Origin of the sequence: Amycolatopsis nalaikhensis (assembly GCF_030264295.1) — a bacterium.
In the GTDB taxonomy this organism is placed as follows: Bacteria; Actinomycetota; Actinomycetes; order Mycobacteriales; family Pseudonocardiaceae; genus Amycolatopsis; species Amycolatopsis nalaikhensis.
In genome coordinates this window covers 8,421,524-8,442,352 of sequence record NZ_CP127173.1, presented here as the reverse complement: position 1 = coordinate 8,442,352, position 20,829 = coordinate 8,421,524, and the positions used below count along the sequence as shown (strand labels likewise).

At 73.0% G+C, this 20,829-nt stretch carries 18 protein-coding genes; 6 read left to right on the top strand and 12 right to left on the bottom strand.

Going from position 1 to position 20,829, the window contains the following annotated elements:
- Positions 1 to 3: 3 nt before the first annotated feature.
- Both QP939_RS41040 and QP939_RS41035 read right to left on the bottom strand, forming a co-directional pair.
- Positions 4 to 1,113 carry an NDMA-dependent alcohol dehydrogenase gene (locus tag QP939_RS41040; RefSeq protein WP_285451994.1) on the bottom strand — a complete coding sequence of 370 codons (1,110 nt, stop codon included), beginning with the start codon at positions 1,111 to 1,113 and terminating at the stop codon, positions 4 to 6.
- Between the two features lie 99 nt (positions 1,114 to 1,212).
- Positions 1,213 to 2,826, bottom strand: coding sequence for a sigma-54-dependent Fis family transcriptional regulator (locus tag QP939_RS41035; RefSeq protein ID WP_285451993.1), 1,614 nt, complete (start codon positions 2,824 to 2,826; stop codon positions 1,213 to 1,215).
- Between the two features lie 163 nt (positions 2,827 to 2,989).
- Here QP939_RS41035 and mftM point away from each other — a divergent pair, with 163 nt between their 5' ends.
- Positions 2,990 to 3,829, top strand: a complete 840-nt coding sequence (gene mftM / locus QP939_RS41030) for a mycofactocin oligosaccharide methyltransferase MftM (RefSeq protein WP_285451992.1) — start codon at positions 2,990 to 2,992, stop codon at positions 3,827 to 3,829.
- 3 nt (positions 3,830 to 3,832) lie between these two features.
- Here mftM and QP939_RS41025 read toward each other — a convergent pair whose 3' ends face one another.
- The 3 genes from QP939_RS41025 to QP939_RS41015 form a co-directional block, all read right to left on the bottom strand.
- Positions 3,833 to 4,345: a response regulator transcription factor gene (locus QP939_RS41025; protein ID WP_352248711.1), complete on the bottom strand. Its 513-nt coding sequence runs from the start codon at positions 4,343 to 4,345 to the stop codon at positions 3,833 to 3,835.
- A gap of 129 nt (positions 4,346 to 4,474) precedes the next feature.
- Positions 4,475 to 5,713 carry a sensor histidine kinase gene (locus QP939_RS41020; RefSeq protein WP_285451990.1) on the bottom strand — a complete coding sequence of 413 codons (1,239 nt, stop codon included), beginning with the start codon at positions 5,711 to 5,713 and terminating at the stop codon, positions 4,475 to 4,477.
- Positions 5,710 to 6,978, bottom strand: coding sequence for an iron-containing alcohol dehydrogenase (locus QP939_RS41015; RefSeq protein WP_434219603.1), 1,269 nt, complete (start codon positions 6,976 to 6,978; stop codon positions 5,710 to 5,712). Before QP939_RS41015 ends, QP939_RS41020 begins: the two co-directional genes overlap by 4 nt.
- Positions 6,979 to 7,182: 204 nt before the next feature.
- On the opposite strand from QP939_RS41015, the gene QP939_RS41010 reads away from it, so the two are divergent.
- Positions 7,183 to 8,211, top strand: coding sequence for a hypothetical protein (locus QP939_RS41010; protein ID WP_285451988.1), 1,029 nt, complete (start codon positions 7,183 to 7,185; stop codon positions 8,209 to 8,211).
- A 94-nt stretch (positions 8,212 to 8,305) separates the two neighbouring features.
- Positions 8,306 to 8,938, top strand: coding sequence for a GmrSD restriction endonuclease domain-containing protein (locus tag QP939_RS41005; protein WP_285451986.1), 633 nt, complete (start codon positions 8,306 to 8,308; stop codon positions 8,936 to 8,938).
- Here the strand turns inward: QP939_RS41005 and QP939_RS41000 are convergent.
- Positions 8,925 to 9,758, bottom strand: coding sequence for a fructosamine kinase family protein (locus QP939_RS41000; RefSeq protein ID WP_285451984.1), 834 nt, complete (start codon positions 9,756 to 9,758; stop codon positions 8,925 to 8,927). The two genes, QP939_RS41005 and QP939_RS41000, sit on opposite strands and share 14 nt — an antisense overlap.
- Positions 9,759 to 9,812: 54 nt before the next feature.
- On the opposite strand from QP939_RS41000, the gene QP939_RS40995 reads away from it, so the two are divergent.
- Positions 9,813 to 10,169: an MmcQ/YjbR family DNA-binding protein gene (locus tag QP939_RS40995; RefSeq protein ID WP_285451982.1), complete on the top strand. Its 357-nt coding sequence runs from the start codon at positions 9,813 to 9,815 to the stop codon at positions 10,167 to 10,169.
- Here QP939_RS40995 and QP939_RS40990 read toward each other — a convergent pair.
- The 4 genes from QP939_RS40990 to QP939_RS40975 all read right to left on the bottom strand — a co-directional run bounded on the left by QP939_RS40990 (position 10,094) and on the right by QP939_RS40975 (position 15,146).
- Positions 10,094 to 10,690, bottom strand: coding sequence for a GNAT family N-acetyltransferase (locus tag QP939_RS40990; RefSeq protein ID WP_285451980.1), 597 nt, complete (start codon positions 10,688 to 10,690; stop codon positions 10,094 to 10,096). The genes QP939_RS40995 and QP939_RS40990 overlap by 76 nt on opposite strands.
- Before the next feature lie 313 nt (positions 10,691 to 11,003).
- A complete protein-coding gene (locus QP939_RS40985; RefSeq protein WP_285459960.1) occupies positions 11,004 to 13,076 on the bottom strand; it encodes a putative Ig domain-containing protein in 2,073 nt (690 codons plus the stop codon).
- Between the two features lie 107 nt (positions 13,077 to 13,183).
- Complete coding sequence (locus QP939_RS40980; protein ID WP_285451979.1) at positions 13,184 to 13,405, bottom strand: hypothetical protein; 222 nt, start codon at positions 13,403 to 13,405, stop codon at positions 13,184 to 13,186.
- 175 nt (positions 13,406 to 13,580) lie between these two features.
- Positions 13,581 to 15,146: an acyl-CoA synthetase gene (locus QP939_RS40975; RefSeq protein ID WP_285451978.1), complete on the bottom strand. Its 1,566-nt coding sequence runs from the start codon at positions 15,144 to 15,146 to the stop codon at positions 13,581 to 13,583.
- A 111-nt stretch (positions 15,147 to 15,257) separates the two neighbouring features.
- On the opposite strand from QP939_RS40975, the gene QP939_RS40970 reads away from it, so the two are divergent.
- On the top strand, positions 15,258 to 16,463 hold the full coding sequence (locus QP939_RS40970) for a phospholipase D-like domain-containing protein (RefSeq protein WP_285451976.1): 1,206 nt from the start codon (positions 15,258 to 15,260) through the stop codon (positions 16,461 to 16,463).
- 80 nt (positions 16,464 to 16,543) lie between these two features.
- On the opposite strand, the gene QP939_RS40965 is transcribed toward QP939_RS40970, so the two are convergent.
- Positions 16,544 to 19,516, bottom strand: coding sequence for an AfsR/SARP family transcriptional regulator (locus QP939_RS40965; RefSeq protein WP_285451974.1), 2,973 nt, complete (start codon positions 19,514 to 19,516; stop codon positions 16,544 to 16,546).
- 234 nt (positions 19,517 to 19,750) lie between these two features.
- Positions 19,751 to 20,341 carry a hypothetical protein gene (locus QP939_RS40960; protein WP_285451973.1) on the bottom strand — a complete coding sequence of 197 codons (591 nt, stop codon included), beginning with the start codon at positions 20,339 to 20,341 and terminating at the stop codon, positions 19,751 to 19,753.
- 56 nt (positions 20,342 to 20,397) lie between these two features.
- Between QP939_RS40960 and QP939_RS40955 the strand changes: the two genes are divergently transcribed.
- Entirely contained in the window at positions 20,398 to 20,763 is a 366-nt protein-coding gene (locus QP939_RS40955) for a DUF488 domain-containing protein (protein ID WP_285451972.1), read from the top strand.
- Positions 20,764 to 20,829 lie beyond the last annotated feature (66 nt).

Genomic DNA, 20,829 nt, shown 5'->3' with positions numbered 1-20,829 from the left:
CCGTCACGCGTGGACGATCACACCGCGGATGTTCTTGCCGTCGCGCAGGTCCTGGTAACCCTCGTTGACCTGCTCGAGGCTGTACTTGCGGGTCACCAGCTCGTCGAGCTTGAGCTGGCCGGCGTCGTAGAGCCGCAGCAGCCGGACGATGTCGTACTGCGGGTTCGCCGAGCCGAACAGCGTGCCCTTGATCGTCTTCTCGAACAGCGTCAGCACGCCGCCGGAGACGTGCACGGTGAGCTTCTCCGGGTTGGCCAGGCCGGTGATGACGACGGTGCCGCCCTTGCCGACGACGTTGAACGCCTCGTTGACGACGTCTTCGTCGACCGTGCCGACGGTGATCAGCGCCTGGTCGGCCAGCTGGCCCCAGGTCAGCTCGGCGACCTTCTCGGCGGCTTCGGCCGCGGTGGCGAACGCGTGGGTGGCGCCGAACTTGAGCGCCGCCTCGCGCTTGAACTCGACCGGGTCGACCGCGACGACGTACTTCGCCCCGGCGTGCTTCGCGCCCTGCACGGCGTTGATGCCGATGCCGCCGATGCCGTAGACGACCGTGGTGTCCCCGGCCCGGACGCCGCCGGCGTAGTTCGCCGTCGCCCAGCCGGTGGGCACGCCGCAGCCGACCAGCACGGCCGTCTCCAGCGGCAGCCAGTCGTCGACCTTGACGACCGAGTGCTGGGAGATCGTGGCGCGCTCGGAGAACGTGCCGAGCATGCACATCGCGCCGAAGTCCTGGCCGCCGCCGTGGAAGCGGAACGTCCCGTCGGGCATGTGGCCGTCGAGGATGGTGGCGCCCATGTCGCACAGGTTCTGGCGGCCGGTCGAGCAGTAACGGCAGGTGCCGCAGTTCGGGATGAAGCTGCAGACGACGTGGTCGCCGGGCGCGACCTTGGTGACGCCGGGGCCGACCTCCTCGATGATCCCGGCACCCTCGTGGCCGCCGATGATCGGGAACCGCGGCACCAGGTCGTTGTCGATCAGGTGCAGGTCCGAGTGGCACAACCCGGCGGCGGTGTACTTGATGAGCACCTCGCCGGGGCCGGGACCGTCGAGGTCCAGCTCCATGATCTCGAACGGCTTACCGGCATCGAACAGTACGGCTGCCTTGGTCTTCACGGCCATCTCCTCCACGTGCGGCGGTGCACCCCTCGTGGCTCGATTGTGGGAAGCCGCGGCGGCGGTGGAGTGTCCAAATCCCGGACACCGGGCTCGGCGTCAGCGGACCCGCAGCGCCCGCATCCGGTTGTAGAGCGTCGAACGGCTGATGCCGAGCTGCTTCGCCGCCCGGACCTTGTTGCCGTCGCAGGCGCGCAGCGTCCGGACGATCACGTCGTACTCCGCCTGCTCCCAGCCGCTCAGTGCCGCGCCCGGGGCCGTCTCCGCGCAGCCCGGGGCGACGTCTTCGGCCGTCAGGTCACCCGCCGAGCGGCGGTCGGCCGCGCCCGCCAGTACCCCGGCCAGCTCCCGCAGGTTGCCCGGCCAGCGCTGCGAACCCAGCAGCTCCAGCGCGCCCGGCGTCAGGCGCAGCGAGTCGCCGAACCCGCGCAGCAGCTCGCGGGCGATCGCCGGGATCTCGTCGCGGCGCTCGCGCAGCGGCGGCAGCTCGATCCGCCGGTGCACCCGCGCGGCGAGCGTCGCCTGGTCGCCGCGCAGCTCCGACGGCGGGCCGCTGACCAGGGCGAACCACGCCGTCGTCGTGTCGAGCAGCCGGGCCAGGCGGACCGCGGCCAGCGGGGTCAGCAGCTGGATCCCGTCGATCACCAGCAGGCCGCGCTGCCCGGTGGCGGCCTCGACCCGCGCGCACCAGGCGGCCTCGCCCGCCACGACGTCGGAGGCGTCGAACTCGTGCAGCGGCTCGTCCCCGGCGACGACGCGGACCGCCGTGCTGCGGCCCGCACCCGGTTCGCCGCAGACGAGCACCCGGCGCCGGGCGTGGCCGGCCCGGCGGAGGCGCTCTTCGATCGACGCCGGGAAGAGGCCGCGCGTGGCCCGCGGCCGCGACACCACCGGGCTCGCCGGGCGCACCGGCGCCAGCTCGAACAGCAGGCCCGCGCTCGCCGAGACGGCCTCGACCCGCACCTCGACCGGCGTGCCCGACGTCAGCCGGAGCCGCCGGAGCCCCCGCTGGGTGCGGCCCAGCTCCTGCAGCAGCCGGTGGTCGGCGGTGTCGACCAGCTCGGTCGCCGCGGTGTTGGCGAGCACGACGTCCTGGCCGAGCGCCAGCACCGCGTGCGCCCGGTGCTGCACCGACTGGAACGCGGCCAGAAGCTGCTGTTCGGCGAGCTTCGCACCGTCGAGCAGCCGCCGCTCGATGTCGGCGACCGCGCGCCGCAGGAAGGGCGCGAGCAGCGGGTTCGCGTCGCCGGCCGGGCCGGTGATGTCGAGGACGCCGGCCAGCCGCCGGGTCGCGGGGTGCACCACCGGGTGGCCGTAGCAGGTGAACTGCTTCAGCGCTTCGAGGAAGTGTTCGTCGCCGTCGACCGACACACCGCGGCGGGTCTCGAACGGCGTCGCCAGCGAGTTGGTGCCGGTGCGCTCCTCGAGGAACTGGCAGCCGGGCACGGCGCTGATGCCTTCCAGGGCCAGCTCGACCGACCGCTCGCTGAACCGCCGGGCCACGATCCGGCACTCCTCGTCGGCGAGCACGACGCAGAAGCGCGTGCCGGCCAGCTGCCGGGCCAGTTCGTCCAGCACGGGCGAGGCGGCGCGCAGCAGCCGGCTGCGGCTGTCGACGTCGGCGACGTCCAGCCGGTCGACGGCCGACTCCGGCGAGAGCCCGGACAGCTCCGCCCGCCGCCACGACTGCGCGATCTCGGTCCGCAGGTCCACTCGCACTCCTCGTCGAGCCGTTCGGTGTCCCCGGGCTGCCATCATCACACGGACGGGCCCGCCGGTGAACCTCTCCGATCGGACAGGGGCCCGCCCGCTCCGACCGGACGGTTTCCGGCCCGTGCGGTTCCCCTTGCACGGCAACGCAAATAGCGTCCGGCCGGTGACCAGGACGCTGGACCCGCTCGCCCCCGGCCACCGCGGCTGGTGGGAAAGCGGCGACCTGCTGGTCTGCCACGCCGACGGCGTCGCGGTGCCGAACGCGCTGACGGCGCGGCTAACGCCAACCCGGGTAACCGAGCACTTCCGCGTGTACGCCCTGGGCACGCGGATCCTGGTGGCGCACCGCTACCGCGGCGACGAGCTCGACGACGACCTGGCCGGGCACCTGGCGGCCGAGCTGCCCGGGCTGGCGCCCCATTTCGAGCGCATCTTCACCGGCGTGGTCCGCACGACCGTCCACGACCCGTTGCTGGCGTGGACCCTCTTCTACGCCAACACCCTCGCGGCGTTGCGCCACCCGTCCCGCGCGGGCGCGATCGCGTCGATGGCGCCTGTGCACTCGCGCGCACTGAACCTCGTGCGCGGCCGTTCCGTGCTGGACCTGGGGTCCTGCTTCGGCTTCCTGCCGTTGCGGCTGGCCGCCCAGGGGCTGCGCCCGATCGCGTCGGACCTCTCGCCCGGGACGATGGAGCTGCTGTCGCGGGTCGCGTCCTGGCTCGGGTCCCCGCTGCCGGTGCTGACCTGCGACGCGGCCGCCGTGCCGCTGGCCTCCCGAAGCGTCGACACGGTGCTGGCGATCCACCTGCTGGAGCACGTCCCGCCCGCGCACGCGGCCGCCGTGGTGCGAGAGATGCTGCGGGTGGCGCGGCGACGGGTGGTGGTGGCGGTCCGGTCCGACCCGGTGGACGCCGGACAGCTCCTGGCGTGGGGGCGGGCGTCGAGGGAGCCGTTCACCGTCTTCGAGCACCACGGTGGCTGGCTGGTCGTGGACCGGGACTGACGATCAGATCAACGCCCGTTTCGAAGCCGCGTAGACCGCCTCCGCCCGGCTGCTCACCGCGAGCTTCCGCATGATGTTCCCGACGTGGAACTTCGCCGTGGTGGGCGAAATGAACAGCTCCGCGCCGATCGCCTGGTTCGACAACCCCTGCGCCAGCAGCTTCAGCACCGTGAGCTCCCGGTCCGTCAGCTGGTGCGCGTCCGGCTGCTCGCGGCTCGACAGCGTCCGGACCACCGACGTCATGCTCCGCTCGTCGAACGCGGTCTCGCCGCGGGACACGGCCTTGATCGCGTTCGCCAGCGCGGTCGTGTCGACGTCCTTGACGACGTAGCCGCGCGCGCCCGCCTGGACCGCGGCCACTACCAGGTGGTCTTCGAGGAACGTCGTCAGCACCAGGACCGACGGCGACGGTTCGGCCGCCGTCAGCTCGCGGCACAACGCCAGCCCCTCCGAATCCGACGACGTCGAGAGCTTCAGGTCCAGCAGCACCACCGCGGGCCGCTGGGCGGCGACCACCGCCTGGGCCTCCGCGGCCGTCGACGCCTCGCCGACGATCCGCAGCAGCGGGTCGAAGCTCCAGCACCGAGCGCAGGCCCTGGCGCAGGATCGCGTGGTCGTCGACGAGGACGATCGTGATCGGCTCGGTCATCCCAGCGGCACCCCGACCACGATCTGGACGCCGCCGATCCGCGAGCGCCGCACCGAGAACGTCCCGCCGAGCTCGCGGGCGCGCGCGTCCATGTTCGCCAGGCCGCGGTGGGCGCCGTCGAGGTCGTGGCCGCCCGCGACGCGCAGCACCCGGCGCAGCACCTCCGGCTCGCCCGAGCCGTCGTCCGAGACGGCGAGCACCACCTGGTCGGTGCGGTAGGTCAGGCGGATCAGGGCGCGGCGCGCGTGCCCGTGCACCGCGCTGTTGAACAGCGCCTCGCCGCAGATCCGGAACAGCGAGTGCTCGGCCGCGGCGGGCAGGTCCACCGGCTTGCCGCCGATCCGCAGCTCCACGGCCAGCTCGGCCGGCAGGTGCACCTCCGTCAGCTGTTCCAGCAGCTCCGGCAGGCTGGCGCGCGTGCCGTCGCGGTCGTGGCTGAGCGCGTGGATGACCGACCGCAGCTGGTCGACGGCGCCGCGGGTGAGGTCCTTGGCCGTGGTGAGCCGCTCCGCCGTCTCGCCGTCCGCCTCGGCCCGGCACAGTTCGATCTGCATGCCCGCCGACAGCACGGACTGCGTGACGCTGTCGTGCAGCTCGCGCGCGATCCGGTTCCGCTCGGAGTCGATCACCTCGCGCTGGCGGGCGGCCAGCAGCTCCTGCTGGGCGCGTTCGCTGCGCCGGTGCAGCGACGAGTTGTGCAGCGCCACCACGCTCTGGCTGGCCAGGATCCGCAGCACGGCCTCGTCGGTCTCGTCGATCCGGCGCCCGTGCGGCGCCCACAGCAGCAGCCCGCCGACGACCTCGCAGGCGAGCGTCACCGGCACGCGGAGGTGGCGGCCGGGCTGGCCGCCGTCGTCGTCGAAGCCGAGCTGCCCGGCCAGCACCCGGGTGAGGCACTCGCGGACGTACGCCGGCATCGGGTCCACAGTGGACAGCTGGCGGCCGCCGGGTCCGATGATCGTGCACCGCGGCTCGGCTTCCGGCAGCACGGAGTCGGCGACGGCGAACAGCGCGTACTCCGCGTCGACGTGCTCGGCCGCGGTCCGGACCGTCGCGCGCAGCAAGTCGTCCTGCTGCTCCACCGTCCGCACGAGCGTCCGGGAGATCCGGTCCAGCGCGTGGATCACGCCCTCGAGGCGCTCGATCGACGTCACGTACGCGGGGTAGAACGACCGCTTGCCCGACCGGACGCCGGTCAGCTCGGCCAGGTAGCCGGGGCCGTGGCCGCCGGTCACAGCGCCGCCCGGAACAGCGCCTCGATGTCCGCGACGTCGGCCGCGCGCGGGTTGGTGGCCAGGCACGCGTCGTGGAGGGTGGTGCGCGCCAGCACCGGCAGGTGCTCGGCGGTGACGCCGATCTCGCCGAGGCACTTCGGCACGCCGACGGCGTCGGCCAGCGCCCGCACCCGGTCGGCGACGGCGAACCCGGCCTCCTCCGGTGGCATCGCGTCCACGGGGAGGCCCAGCGCGCGGGCGATCGGCACGTACCGCCCGGGGTGCGCGCGGGCGTTGAACCGGACGACGTGGGGGAGCAGCACGCCGTTGATCACGCCGTGCGGCAGGTCGAGCAGCCCGCCGACCTGGTGGCTCATGGCGTGCGCGGCGCCGAGGATCGCGTTGGTGAACGCCAGCCCGGCCTCCAGGCTGGCCTGGGCCATCAGCAGCCGGGGCGTCCGCTCGGAAGGCTCGTCGATGCTGCGCACGAGGTTGCCGTTGACCAGCGCCACCGAGGTGAGGGCGTGGTGGTCGGTGAGCAGGTTGTGCGCCCGGGAAACGAACGCCTCGATGCCGTGGGTGAGCGCGTCGAGGCCGGTCGCCGCGGCCAGCCAGGTCGGCATCGTGGTGAGCAGCCGCGGGTCGGTCACCGAGACGTCCGGCACGAGGGTGCGGCCGATGATCGTGATCTTGGTGCGCTGCGCGGTGTCGGTCACGATGCAGAACTGCGAGACGTCGGCGCCGGTGCCCGCGGTCGACGGGATCATCACCATCGGCGGGATCGGCTGGCGGCTGCGGTCGACACCCTCGAAGTCGAGGATGTTCCCGCCGTTGGCGGCCAGCAGCGCGACGCCCTTGCCGGCGTCGATCACCGACCCGCCGCCGAGGCCCATGATGACGTCGCAGCCGGCCTCGACGTAGCGCTCGTGGCCCGCCGCGATCTCGTGGTCCTTCGGGTTGGGGGTCAGGCCGGACCACACGGTGGGCGTCAGGCCCGCGGCGCGCAGGTGCCCGACGAGCTCGTCCACCCACGGCGTCGCGAGCAGCCCGGCGTCGGTGACCAGCATCGGCCGCCGCGCGCCCAGCCGCGCGGCGACGTGCCCCGCCTCGGCGAGGGCGCCTTCGCCGAAGATGATTTCGGGCGCGTGGAACTTGGCGATCGTGGGGGCCTCGGGCCCGGGTGGCGCGGTCGCGGCGGCCTCCGGTGCGGCCGGCTGGATGAGCCCGCTGTCCGGCCAGGCGCCGCCGTCGTCGGCCACCCGGGAGGGCCGGCGGGTGAGGACCACGGACGCTCCAGATGTCAAGTCGGCGATGACGTCCGGCCAGGCTACCCCGCCGGACGGCGGAATCGGCCCGTCCGTTCGGGTAGCCCCCGAGAGCGACTACGCACGGTGGTGTTCGACCACTCGTTCGGCTGCTGGGGGAGCGGGTGGTTCGCCTCCTACCGTCGAAGGGCGCTCGCCGTTCTGTCGCTGGGGAGGTGTGGCCGCGTGCTGGTGGCACTCCAGCGCACGGGTGAGGACCGGGCCCTGCCCACCGCGGCGGAGCACCTGGTGCGGCTGCTGCGTTCCTGGGGCCCGGGCCCGGACCACCTGCCGGGGCTGGCGTTGGCGGGCATCACGGTGCCGAGCCGCCTGGGGCCGCGGTTCGTGGACGCGCTGGTGTTCACGCGGAGTGGAGTGGTGGTCATCGCGGCGCATTCGCCGGGGCCGCAGTTGTCGCCGCTGCCGGGGGCGGGGGAGCGAGCGGGCGCCGGGGTGGCGGCGGCGAAGGGAGCACTGGCCGGGCACGACGGCGGGCGGTTCGTGACGGGGTTGGTCGTGGTGGTGCCGCCGAGATCGGTGGCGGATCCGCGCGGGGACGGGGCTGCTGAGCGGGCCGGAGCGGGTGTGGGCTCATCGGCGGAGGAGCGCCCATCGGCGGCGCGGGTGGAGGGCGGATCGGCCGGGGCGGGTGCGCGCACATCGGCGGCCGAGCGCCCATCGGCGGCGCGGTCGGAAGGTGAGTCGGCCGAGCGGGCCGGAGCCGGATCGGCATCCGCGACGCCGCAGCACGGACCCGCAGCGGACCTGGTGTCGCACTGGCCGGAACCCGAGGCCGTGCCCGGGGTGGCCGTCGTGTTCGCCGATTCCCGCGGCTTGCGGCGGATCATCGCCCAGCACAACCGGTGGCGCACCGTCTGGTCCGCCGACGACGTCCTCGACGCCTGCTACGCCCTCTCCCTCGCCCACCTGGCCCCGTCGCGGTCCGCCCTCCTCGCCGACGGCTTCCCGGCCCGCCTCCCCGCCGTCACCCAGCTGCCGCAACTCCCGGCCGTCGTCACCGTCCCTCCCGACCCGCCGAGCCCGACCGAAGACGAGCAGCCCGCAGCAAGGCCACGAGGGTCCGCCGTCGCCGTCTTCCCCCGGCCCCGGCCGATCCGGCAGGTTCCGTGGGGGCTTCTCGTCTTCCTCACCCTGCTCGTCGCCATCGGGGTCGTCGCCGCCGTTTTCGTCAACCAGGTCTTCCACGGTTCCTGAGCTGCCACGATCCTTTCGCGCCAACTACGCCATCTGCACCGTTTCCGTCGCGACGACTCTGGGCACCTCACGGGAGACGTGAAAGGGGTTCACGATGTCGCGCACCCGAGCGCTCGTCCTGCTCGCCGTCCTCGCCTCCGTCACCGCCTGCAAACCACTTGTCGAAGCGCAGCCGACCACCGCCGCCCCGCCCGTCGCCCCCGCCGAAGCGCGGACCCAGCTCGCCGCCCTCAAGATCGCCGTCCGCGGCACCCTGGACGGCTACAGCCGCGAGAAGTTCCCGCACTGGGACGACGTCGACGGCGCCTGCGACACCAGGGAGCAGGTCCTCAAGCGCGACGGCAAGGACGTCACCACGAACTCCGACTGCGCCCCGAAGTCCGGCACCTGGCTCAGCCCGTACGACGGGAAAACCTGGTCGAAAGCGTCCGATGTGGACATAGACCACCTCGTCCCGCTCGCGCAGGCGTGGGTGAGCGGGGCCAAGGCGTGGACCCAGCAGCGCCGCGAGCATTTCGCCAACGACCTCGTCCGGCCGCAGCTGCACGCCGTCACCGACAACCTCAACGAACAGAAGGGCGACAAGGAACCCGACCAGTGGAAGCCGCCGCTCGTGTCGTACTGGTGCACCTACGCCACCGATTGGATCGTCGTCAAGCGGAACTACGGCCTGACGATCACCGTCCCCGAGAAGACGGCGCTGGAGACCATGCTCAGCCGCTGCTGACCGACCGCGCCGCCGCCAGCGCCTGCGCCGCATACGACTGTCCGAACAGGACAGTGTGCACCAGCAGCGGGAACAGCTGGTGCAGCCCGATCCGCGACACCCAGCCGTCGGCCAGTGGCGTGACCTCCTGGTACGCGGCGAGCACGCGGTCGAGGTGCGGGCAGCCGAACAGGTGCAGCATCGCCAGGTCCGTCTCGCGGTGCCCGCCGTGCGCGGCCGGGTCGATCAGCCACGCCTCGCGGCCGTCCCAGAGGACGTTGCCGTTCCACAGATCTCCGTGCAGGCGCGACGGCGGCTCCGCGAGCGGCGGGAACCGCTCGCACGCGCGCTCGAACACCGCCGCCTCGGACGGGCCGAACGTGCCCGCGTCGACCGCCTGACGCACGTACGGCAGCACGCGGTGCTCGGCATACCACGACGCCCAGTCGTCACCCGCGACGTTCGCCATCGGGGCCAGGCCGATCCACGCCCGCGACGGCCCGCCAGGGGGAGCGGCACCGACCGCTGGCGCGCCGGACGCGTGCAGCCGCGCCAGCCCGCGGCCGAGCCGTTCGGCCGCCGCCGCGGACGGCTGCCCCGTCGGCACGCGGTCGAGCACCAGCCAGTCTTCGTCGTGCCCGTGGACGGCGGGCACCGGCACCGCCTCCGCCGCGGCCAGCCAGCGCAGGCCCGCCGCCTCCGCGGCCGCCGCGCCCGGGGCGTGCCCGCGCTTGGCCACCACCACGCGCCCGTCGTCGAGGACGGCTTCGCGGACGTCGCCGGACAGCCGCCGCGTCCCGGTGACGGCGTGCCCGGTGAGCCGGGCGACGGGCTCGCTCATGTCCCGCACCGTACCGGCGCGCTACGGTGGTCGCCGGAAGGCGAGGGGGTCACGGTGACGGTGCGGGTGGACGAGTTCGAACGGGTACTGGGCGCGCTGGCGGAGGTCCAGCGCTCGGAAGCCCGCGACTACTCCTCGTTCAGCGTGCGCGGCAAGCGGTTCGGCTACTACTGGCCGCGGACCCGCACCGTCGGGCTCAAGCAGACCATCTCCGAGCAGCTGGCGCTGGTGTCCGAGCGGCCGGACGTCTTCGAGGTCCAGTTCACCGCGGGCGGCTTCGGCTGGGTGGTCGTCTACCTGGACGGGATCGAGGTCGACGAGCTGGCCGAACTGGTTTACGAAGCCTGGCGGCTGTCCGCCCCGGACGAGCTGATCGCCGAGGTGCCCTTCACCAGGATCGCCCGCGCGTAGAGCAGGTCGAACCCCTGCCGCTGGACGTTCTGCTGTGACTTCGACCCCGGCTGCGTCGTGACGACGGCGATGTCGCACCCGGCCTCGGCGGCCACCGCGAGCCGGGCCCGCAGCAACGCCGTCTGCACGCCGCGGCGGCGGTGGACGGGCACGGTCGCGGCGCCGGTGAACTGCGCGATCCCGTCGGTCACCCGGAAGCTCGCGCCCCCGGCGAAGTCGCCGTCCCGCTCCGCGACGAACCGCAGCACCCCGGCCATGTCCCGCATCGCGTCGATGACCGTCCCGCGCGGGAACTCCTCGTGCGACGGCAGGCCTTCGGTGTCGGCGACGGCGAACGCGTCGGCGACTTCCGCCAGCCACGTCTCCAGCTCGTCGTCCCGGCAGTACCGGACGCCGTCGGGGAAGGTGGCGTCGCCGACGCGCCTGCCGAGCACGTTCTCGTACGACTCCAGCCGGTAGCCGCGGCCGGTCAGGAACGCGCCGACCGCGGCGTCGGCCAGCTGGCACAGTTCGATCTGCACCGGCGCGCCGAGTTCGGCGAACGCCCGCTCGATCTCGTCGAGACTCGGCGGCGTCCGGCACCCCGGCGAAGCCGAGCCCGGCGACCTTGTCGAACGGCGAGTCCGCCTCCGCGAAACTCGCCACCCCGCCCGCGAACGGCCGCGCGAACCCCACCGAGTCGCCCCGGCGGGCCCGCGCGGCGCCGCTGCTTTCGGCGATCAGTCGGGCCTCGGCGCGTTCGATCCTCGCCGCCAGCGCGATGTCGCAGAAAAGCCGTTCCCCGTCCACACCCTCACGGTGGCGGATGCGGACGGGGAACTCCAACCGGTTTTCTCAGCCCTCCACGCGGTGCGCGGCCCAGAACGACGTCAGGTCGGTCGATCCGGCCGCCGCCTGCGCCGCGGCCTTGAACTCGGCCGTGGTCGACACGCCGTACCAGTGCGCCTGCGCGTACGACTTCAGCAGGTTCGCCATCGCCGTGTCGCCGATCAGCCGGCGCAGGTCGTGCAGGGTGCACTTGCCGTAGTTGTAGACCACCGTGGAGTACCGGGACGAGTGCGCGTCCCAGTAGGCCATCGAGTTGGTCAGCTTCTCCGCGCTCGACTGCCACGTGATGCCGCAGCCGCTGCCGGTGACCCCGCGGTAGAGATCGGTGGCGTAGTCGGTGAAGCTCTCGTCGAGCCACGGCGAGGTGTACTCGTCGTCGCCGACGATGCCGTACCACCACTGGTGGGCGATCTCGTGCGGCAGCGCGGTGTTCGACACGAGGTCGAGCACGAAGCCGGGGTACTCCATGCCGCCGAACCAGAAGTTGTTGTCCAGCACGACATCCAGCTCGCCGTACGGGTAGTCGCCGAACCGCCCGGCGTGCACGTCGACGGAGTCGGCGGCCAGCGACAGCATCGAGTTCGCACTGCTGGTGGAGATCCCGCTGACCGAGTAGACGTTCACCCGCACGCCCTTGCCGGACGTCGTGCTGATCTTCGCGAACGGGCCCGCGGCCCACGCGAAGTCCCGGACCTTGTTCGCCACCGCGTGCGTCGTGGTCGTGCTGCCGCTGGTCGTCTCGGTCGAGGTGCCCGTCGCCGGGGTCAGCAGCGACGTCGGGTGCGCCAGCGTGACGTCGAAGTCGCCGATCACCGTGTAGAACGACTCACCGTTGTTCGTGTACGGGTCGAGGTGCCAGCCCGCGCCGTCGCGGACCGCGAGCACCGGCAGCGCGTTGCCGATCATGTTGTACGCGCCGTCGTGGCCGAACCGGTCCGCGCCGCTGGGGACGACGATCTTCAGATCGAACCCGATGGTCGCCGACTGGCCCTGTGCGAGCGGCGTGGGCAGGGTGATCTTCATGGCCGTGCAGTTCACGCTCAGCGCCGACGGCGTGCCGCCGGTGACGTTCGTGACCGTGATCGGCGTCGTCGGGCAGCTGCCGTGGTAGTTGTCCCAGAGCCGCAGGTAGACCTCCGGCAACGCGGTCGCCGACCCGTTGGTGAAGGTGACGCTCTGGTGGCCGTTCCACGTGTCGCCGGCGGTGTTCGAGGTCAGGTTCACCGTGTACGCGGGGTTGATCGGCGTGCGCGTCGCGTCGGCGGGCGCGGCGGTGACCGTCCAGGTGAACGTGGCGCTGCCGCTGTTGCCGGCCGAGTCCTTCGCCGTCACGGCGACCGAGGACGTCCCGGCCGTGGTCGGCGTGCCGGTGATCTTGCCCGTGCTCGCGCCGATCGCGAGCCCGGCGGGCAGGCCGGTCGCGCTGTAGGTGAGCGCGTCGCCCTGCGGGTCGCTCGCCTGGACCTGCAGGGACACCGCCTGGCCGACGGCGCCGGACTGGGCGCCCGGCGAGGTGACGACCGGCGACTGCGGGTTCGACGAACCGGTGGTGGTGAGCGAGAAGTCGTCGAGCAGGAAGTTGGTCGCCAGGCTGGAGTCTTCGGTGCCGGTGATCTTCAGCGTCACCGTCTGGCCGAGGTAGCGCGACACGTCGACCGTGCGCTGGACGTACCCGGTGTTCTTGTCGAGGTTCGAGTAGCTCGCGAGGGTGTCGGTGCCCGCCTGCACGACGAGCTTGTCGTAGGCGGTGCCGGTCGTCGTCTCCTTGGTGTCGATGTGCGCCCACCAGGACAACGTCGCCGACGCGCAGCCGGCGGGGAGGGTCAGCGACTGCGACAGCGTGTCGGTGTGCGAACTGCCGTAGCCGTCCAGCCAGGCGTCCATCGTCCCGCCGTGCGCCGGTTCCGCCGCGGTGGCGGCGGAGATGACCCCGGCGGTCTGGGTCCACGGCGCGGTCCCGCTCTCGAACCCGCCGTTGCCGACGATCTGGTCACCGCAGACCGCGGCGGCCTGGGCCGGCGCGGCGACGACGACTGTGCCCAGCAGGCCGACGGCCGTGCCGAGCGCAGCAGAAAGCACCCTCGATCTCATGGAGGCTGTCCTTTCCCGGCTCCACCCGTGGGAGCCCCGGAAAGCGTCCTCCGCGGCCGGGGCTGCAACAACCCGCCATGAGTCGGGTTCCGCGCTCAGGCCTGCTGGAGCACGTTGAGCAGGATGACCAGCAGGACGACGGCGCCGGCGACGGCGAGCGTGGCGGAGACGGTGCTCCGGATCCACTCCCCGAAGCCCTTGGCCGTGCGGGCGCGGTAGGAGGTGTAGGCCACGCGGGCGTCCCGCGCGGTCTTGACGCGGCTGCCGACCAGCAGCCCGGCGGCCAGCGCGAGCAGCACGGCGATGAAAACGGACACGAGCGGTTTCCTTCCGGATCGGGAACGGTCTCCATTCCTAGACCCGACGGACGAAATGCGCCATGGCTTATCGGCGGCGATTTCCGGGCCGGTCGGCCCTGGTGCCGCCGGGTCCTCGCGTCCCCTCCTCGCCGGGCACGGATATCCGTCGTTTTCCGTGCCCGGCAAGGGGAAATCAGCCGTTCGCGGCGAGTCCTTTGTGGCGTTCCCGCAGTTCCCGCTTGACGATCTTCCCGCTCGGATTCTTGGGAAGACGGTCCGCGAACACGACGTACTTGGGGCATTTGTAACCGGCGAGTTGTGACCGGGCGTGGTCGATCACTTGCGCTTCGGAAAGGGTGACGCCTTCGCGCGGCACGACCACCGCGGTCACCGCTTCGATCCAGTGTGGATGGCTGATCCCGAACACGGCGACCTCGGCGACGCCGTCGAGCAGGTAGAGCGCCTCTTCGACCTCGCGGCTCGCGACGTTCTCGCCACCGGTCTTGATCATGTCCTTCTTGCGGTCCACGACGGACAGGTAGCCGTCGGCGTCGAGCACGCCGAGGTCGCCGGAGTGGAACCAGCCCGCGCGGAACGCGTCCGCGGTCTTCTCCTCGTCGTGGTAGTAGCCGAGGGTGGCGTGCGGGCTGCGGTTCACGATCTCGCCGACGACACCCGGCGCCACCGGGTTGTCCTCGTCGTCGACGATCCGCGTCTCGACGTTCAGCGACGCCCGCCCGGCCGACCCGGCGCGGTCGAGCTGCTCGTGCGGGCGCAGGATCGTGGCCAGCGGCGCCATTTCCGTCTGGCCGTAGAAGTTCCACAGCGCGACGTCCGGCAGCCGCCGGCTCAGCTCGCGCAGCACCTCGACCGGCATCGCCGACGCGCCGTAGTAGCCCTTGCGGAGGCTGGAGAGGTCCGTCGTGTCGAAGTTTTCGTGCCGCAGCAGGGAAATCCACACCGTCGGCGGCGCGAACAGCTTCGTCGCCCGCTCCCGCTCGACGGCGGCGAGCACGGCGGCCGGGTCCGGGCCGGGCAGGATCACGCTGGTCGCGCCGAGGTAGACGTCGACGGAGAAGAAGCAGTCCAGCTGGGCGCAGTGGTACAGCGGCAGCGAGTGGACCTCGACGTCGTCGGCGGTCATGCCGCCGTCGACCACGCACGAGACGTACTGCGCGATCAGCGACCGGCTCGACAGGAGCACGCCCTTCGGCCGCGACTCGGTGCCGGAGGTGTACATGATCCGCAGCGGGTCGTCGTCGGCGACGAGGACGTCGGGCGCGGTGGAGTCCCCTTCGGACAGCCAGGTGCCGACGTCCGCCCACTCGCCGCCGTCGCCGATCCGGCCGCGGACGACCTCGCCCAGCCCGGCGAGCTCGAGGGCTTTCCGCGCGGTCGGTTCGAGGGCGTCCTCGGCGACGAAGGCCGCGACGTCGGCGTGGCGGAGGATGTAGGCGATCTCGTCGGCGCCGAGCATGAAGTTGACCGGCACGAGCAGTACCCCGAGCTTCGCGGTGGCGAAGGCGAGCGCGCCGAACTCCCAGCAGTTGTGGCTCAGCAGCGCGAGCCGGTCGCCTTTGCGCAGGCCGCGGGCGGCGAGGGCGTTCGCGCACCGGTTGGCGGCCGCCTCGAACTCGGCGAAGGTGAGCCGCCGGTCGCCGTCGACGACGGCGAGCTTGTCCGGCGTGCGCAACGCGGTGCGGCGGAGCAGGTCGCCCAGTGCGTGCTGCCGGGCGCGGTCCACAGTGTGCTGGTCCATCCGGGCAGTCTCGGCCGGGGCGCGGGAACGCGCAAGCTGTCCGGTTCGCGCCGCGTGTACGGATCTTGTACGCCGGGTTGCGAGCTTGGGGCCGGAAACAGGGAGGAAGACATGGTCCCCAAGATCAAGGCGCTCACCGTGGGGCTGGCGGCGGTCGGCGCGGTGACGCTGGCCGGCGGTCCGGTCGCGCACGCCGAGCCGCTCGCCGCCACCGGCATGGAAGCGATGTTCAACAACCCGCCCGAGAACGGCGACCGCGACCACTCGATCGAAACGCGGCTCGTCCAGCTCGTCGACGGCGCGCCCGCCGGTTCGGAGATCCACTTCTCCGTCTACAGCTGGACGCGGCCGGCGGTCGCCGAGGCGCTCAAGGCGGCGCAAGCACGCGGCGTCAAGGTGCGGATCGCCATCGACGGCGGCGCCGACGACGACCCGGCCAACACGGCGATGCCGATCCTCAAGTCCGCCGGGTTCACCCAGCTCGTGTTCTGCGGCACCGGCGGCACCAACACCGGCTGCATCGCCCACGGCGGCAGCCCGCACTCGATCAACCACGACAAGCTGTGGATGTTCTCCGAGACCGAGGGCAAGAAGGCCGTCGTCGTCATCGGGTCGCACAACCTGACCACCACCCAGGGCAACCTGTTCAACAACGCGCTGCTCACCTACGGCGACCCCGACCTCTACGGCTTCTACCTCGGGCACGTGCGCAAGATGCTGGCGCAGCAGAAGAACAACGACTACTTCGACAACGGCGGCTACCACAAGTCACCGGACAGCAAGGTCACCAGCTACCTCTCGCCGCGTGCCGACTCCGGCGGCGGGACCTCGGAGGAGTTCGCCACCGACACGTGGGCGCAGTTGCTGAAGTGGATCACGAAGTACGAGTCCGGCTGCTCGCTCAACGTCGTCCAGGCGAACATCGCCGACTCGCGCACCCCGGTCGTCTCCGAGCTGGTCCGGATCGCCAAGCTCGGCTGCCAGGTGCGGATCGTCTACGACGACATGGGCACGGCCGCGCTGGCCGCGCTGAAGGGCAAGGCGAACATCACGCTCAAGCGCTTCAGCACGACGGTGAACGGCCGGGAGATCTCGGTGCACTCGAAGTACATGCTCTACACGGGCCACTACAACGAGACCGCCCACCGTTCGATCGTCTTCACCGGCTCGCACAACGTCTCCGGAGCCGCCCTGCGCGACAACGACGAGATCCTGATCAAGGTGGCGAACCCGGCCATCAGCACGGCCTACCAGCAGAACTTCTCGACGATCCTGGCCCGAGCCAAGTGCTCCGCCCCGCCGACCGGCACCTGCTGACCGCCTCGGCGCAAGTTGTCGTGAGTGTTTAGGGCGGTTCTAACCGCCCTAAACACTCACGACGAGGGCGACGGGAGCGATCAGCCCGTCAGGACCCGCTCGGCGCGGACTTCCAGGGGGCGGTAGCCCGAGGCGGCGGCGAGCTTGGCCGCCGCCTCGGCGTGGACGCGGGCCGTGTCGGCGTCGCCCGTGGCGAGCGCGGCTTCGGCCAGCCCGGTCAACGCCGCCGCCTCGCACCAGGTGAAGCTGGTTTCGCGGGCGATGTCCAGTGCCGCGGCCAGGTGTTCCGCCGCGTCCGCCGGGTGGCCCAGGTTCAGGCACGTCTCGCCACACGCCGCCAGCGCCGAGGCCTCCGTGCCGCGATCGCCGATCCGGCGGGTCAGCTCGACGGCTTCGGCCGCGTCGGCGAGCGCGCGGGTGCCGTCGCCCGAGCGGGACTCCAGGACCGCGCGGCCGGACAGCGCCGCCGCTTCGCCGTACTGGTAGCCCAGCTCGCGGTTCGCCGTCAGGGCCCGTTCGTAGAACTCGGCGGCCACGGGGTTCCCGAGGTCGCGGTGGATGTGCGCCAGGTCGACGTACAGCACGGCCACGCTGAACCGGGCGCCGTCGCGTTCGGCGATCTCGAGCCCGCGCCCGAAGTGGTGCAGGGCTTCGTCGAGGTCGCCCACCTGACCGCACGCGAAACCCAGGTTGGCCAGCGCCATCGTGACGCCGGGGATCCCGAGCTCTTCGCACAGCCGCAGGGATTCCGCGCCGCACGCGATCGCCGCGTGCGGGTCGCCGAGCCGCTGGTGGACCGCGCTGAGGTTGTTGAGCGCGGCCGCGCGGCCGGCGGGCCAGTCCGCCGCGAGCCCGTCGTCGAGCACGGTCGTGAGGTGGGTGCGGGCGTCGGCGTACTGCCCGCTGTTGACGCCCGCGAGCGCGATCGAGAGCCGCATCGCGGCCTGCGCTTGGCGCGCTCCCGCGACCCGCGCGGCGGTGAGCCCGGTCGTGGCGGTGTCGACCCACTCGGCGTGGTGGCCGCGGTGGTGGAAGAACGCCCGCAGCGCGTCGGCGAGATGCCACGCGAACTCCGCCGGGCCGTGCGCGGCGGCGTGCTCGACGGCCGCGGCGAGGTTCGGCCATTCGGTGTCGAGCCAGGCCAGCGCGTCCTCGGTGCCCTCGAACGGGTTCGGCGTCTCGGGCCGGGGGAGCCGCAGGAAGTGCGGGATCAACCGGCGGCCCGCCGCGTCGGCCGTCGCGAGGTAGTAGTCGAACAGCCGCCGCCGTGCCGCGTCCCGGCCGGTCTCGGTGTCGTCCTCGGCCACCCGCCCGGCCGCGTAGCTGCGCAGCAGGTCGTGGAAGCGGTAGCGGCCGGGCAGGTGCCGTTCGACGAGGTTCGCCGCGGCGAGCGCCTTGAGCTGCTGGGCGGCCCGGCCTTCGGGGACGTCGGCGAGCCGCGCGGCGACCGGCGCGGTGAACGTCTGGCCCGGCACCAGGGCGAGCCGCCGGAACAGCAGGCGGTGTTCGGCGGGCAAGGCCCGGTAGGACACGGCGAACGCCGTCGTGACGGCGCTTTCCTCGGCACCGTCAACGCTCAGCCCGGCCAGCGGGTCGCCGTCGGCGAGTTCGCGAGCCAGCTCGGCGATGCCGGATGCCTCGCCGGCGCCGAGGTTCGCCGCGGCCAGCCGCAGGGCGAGCGGCAGGTGCCCGCACAGCCGCGCCAGCTCCGCGGCCGCGTCGGGTTCGGCTTCGACGGCGGGCGGGCCGAGCACCGTCTCGAGCAGCTGCCGGGAGTCGTCCGCGGGCAGCACCGGCAGCGGCACCGGGCGGGCGCCGGTGCGGGCGATGAGGTCGCCGAGCCGCTGACGGCTGGTGACCAGCACGGTGCCCGACGGCGGCAGCAGCGGCGTCACCTGCGCGCTGTCGCGGGCGTTGTCGAGCAGCACCAGGACCTTCCGGTCGGCGAGCAGCGAGCGCCACAGCGCCGTGCGGCCGTCCGGGTCCGGCGGGATCGCGCGCGGGTCGGTGCCGAGGGCCCGCAGCAGCTGCGCCGCCGCGACCGCCGGGGTCAGCGGCTCGTGTTCAGGGTCGAAGCCGCGCAGGTCGAGGTAGAGCTGGCCGTCGGGGAACCGGTCGCGGACGCGGTGTGCCCAGCGCACGGCCAGCGCGGTCTTCCCGACGCCCGCGGTGCCGGTGACGACCCGGATGTCCGGCCCCGGCCCGGCGTCGGCGGGCTCGTCGAGCCGGGCCAGCTCGGCCGCGCGGCCGGTGAAGCCGCGGACGTCGTGGGGCAGCTGGGCCGGGCGCACGGGTTCGGGCGGCGGCTCCGGCGCGGGGTCGAGGGCCGGGTCGCCGGCGAGGATGGCGGCTTCGAGGCGGGTCAACTCGGGCGCCGGGTCGAGCCCGAGGCCGTCGGCGAGCCGGGCCCGCAGGCCGCGGAAGGCGGCGAGCGCGGCGTCGGTGCGGCCTTCGCGGTGCAGGGCGAGCATCAGCTGGCCGACGAACCGCTGCCGCAGCGGGTGCGCGGCGACGAGCGCGGTGAGCTCGGCGAGCACGTCCCGGCCGCGGCCGAGCCGGAGCTGCGCGTCGATCCGGTCTTCCAGCGCGCTCCAGCGGGCTTCGACGAGCCCAGCCAGCAGCCGCTCGGCGACGTCGGCGGACGCGGCCCCGGCGAGGGCGTCACCCCGCCAGAGCGCCAAGGCTTCGTCGAGCAGGGCGACGGCGGTTTCGTCGTCGGCCGCGCGCGCCCGGCGGACGAGCGCGGTGAAGCGGTGCGCGTCGACCGTTTCCGGGTCGGTGCGCAGGACGTACCCGGGTCCTTCGGTGACGAGCTCGGGGCCGCCGTGGGCGCGGAACACCGCGCGCAGCCGCGAGATCAGCGCCTGGACGGTGTTGCGCGCGCTCGCCGGGGGAGCGATGGGCCAGAGGAGGTCGACGAGCCGGTCGAGCGAGACCGGACGGCCGCCTTCGAGCAGCAGCACGGCGAGGACGAGGCGCTGTTTGCGGGAGCCTAGGTCGACCGGGGTGCCCTCCGCCGTCGCCTCGACGGCGCCGAGGACGCGGAACTCCACCCCGTCACCTCCGCTCACCCGCTCGTGGCGTGCAAGCGTACTGCAAGCGCGGTGCAGGCCGGTTCCGCGATCCTGACCGGGCTGAAGGACAAGTCCCCGACGATGTCCACGGCCGGCTCGGTCGCCCGGTGTCACCGGCGGGTTCGGCTGTCGTCCATCCGGGCGGCACGAGCTGGGGGTAGGGCCACCTCGGCGACCCCTATCCCCGGTCGCCGTGGTGGCCCTTTGTGCTGTTCAGCGGGCGGACTCGTCGATCTGCACGGGATAACCGGCCCGGAGCACGGCGATCGTGGCCGGTGGGGTCAGCACGGGGACGGTGCCTGCCCGGGGCAGCGGCTGCCGCGTGCCGTAGCCCGCGGTCGTCCACTCCGCGAGGTGGCCGTCGACGACCAGTTCGGGGTGGCGGCCGCGGAGCACGAAGACGCCGTCGGGCAGGCCGGTCCAGGGGAGTTCGTGCAGGCGGCGGGTGTGCGTGCCGCGGACGAGGCGTTCGGCGTGCAGCCGCCGGTTCATCGCGGTGGCGGAGGGACGGCCCGGCCAGGCGTCGCGGTAGGCGGTGTAGGCGGGACGGCGGCACTCGCCGCAGGGCCGGTGCCCGGCGGCGAAGGAGACGGCTTCGTCGTGGAAGTAGAGGTGGGTGTAGTGGTTCGGCAGCCACTGCTCCCGCCACCGGCCCCGGAAGGCGAGCGCGCAGGCGATCCACAGGTCGCCGGCATGGAAGCGGACGATGTCGTGGCCGTCGTGCAGGACGCCGCGGTTACCGGTCCAGGCGCCGCGCAGGGGGATGTCGACGACGTCGCCGGTGGGGGTCACGCGGTTGCGCACGCGGGGCCTCCCGGTTTCCGGTGGCGGAGCGGACGGGTGCGTCGCAGAATGCGCGCATGCAGCCGTCGGAGGTCCGGGTGGCGCGCCTGTTCGACCCGGCCGGGCCCGCCGACGGAGTCCGCGTGCTCGTGGAGCGGCTGTGGCCCCGGGGAACGGCCCGCACGGCGGTGGTCCTGGACGGCTGGTACCGGGCACTGGCGCCGTCGGACGAGCTGCGCACCTGGTACGGCCACGACCCGGACCGGTTCGCGGAGTTCGCGGAGAGGTACCGGGCCGAGCTGAAGGAACCGGATCGGGCGGCGGCGTTGGAGAGGCTGAGGGAGCTGGCCGGAGGTGGCCGGGTGACGCTGCTGACGGCGAGCGGCTCGCCGACGATCAGCCAGGCGGCGGTGCTGGCGGGCGTGCTGAGCGGCGAGGAGTGATGCCCGGGCCAGGCGGCGGGCGGCTTGCGTGGCGGTCGCGGTTCGCTGGGGCTCGCCGGGTCGGCG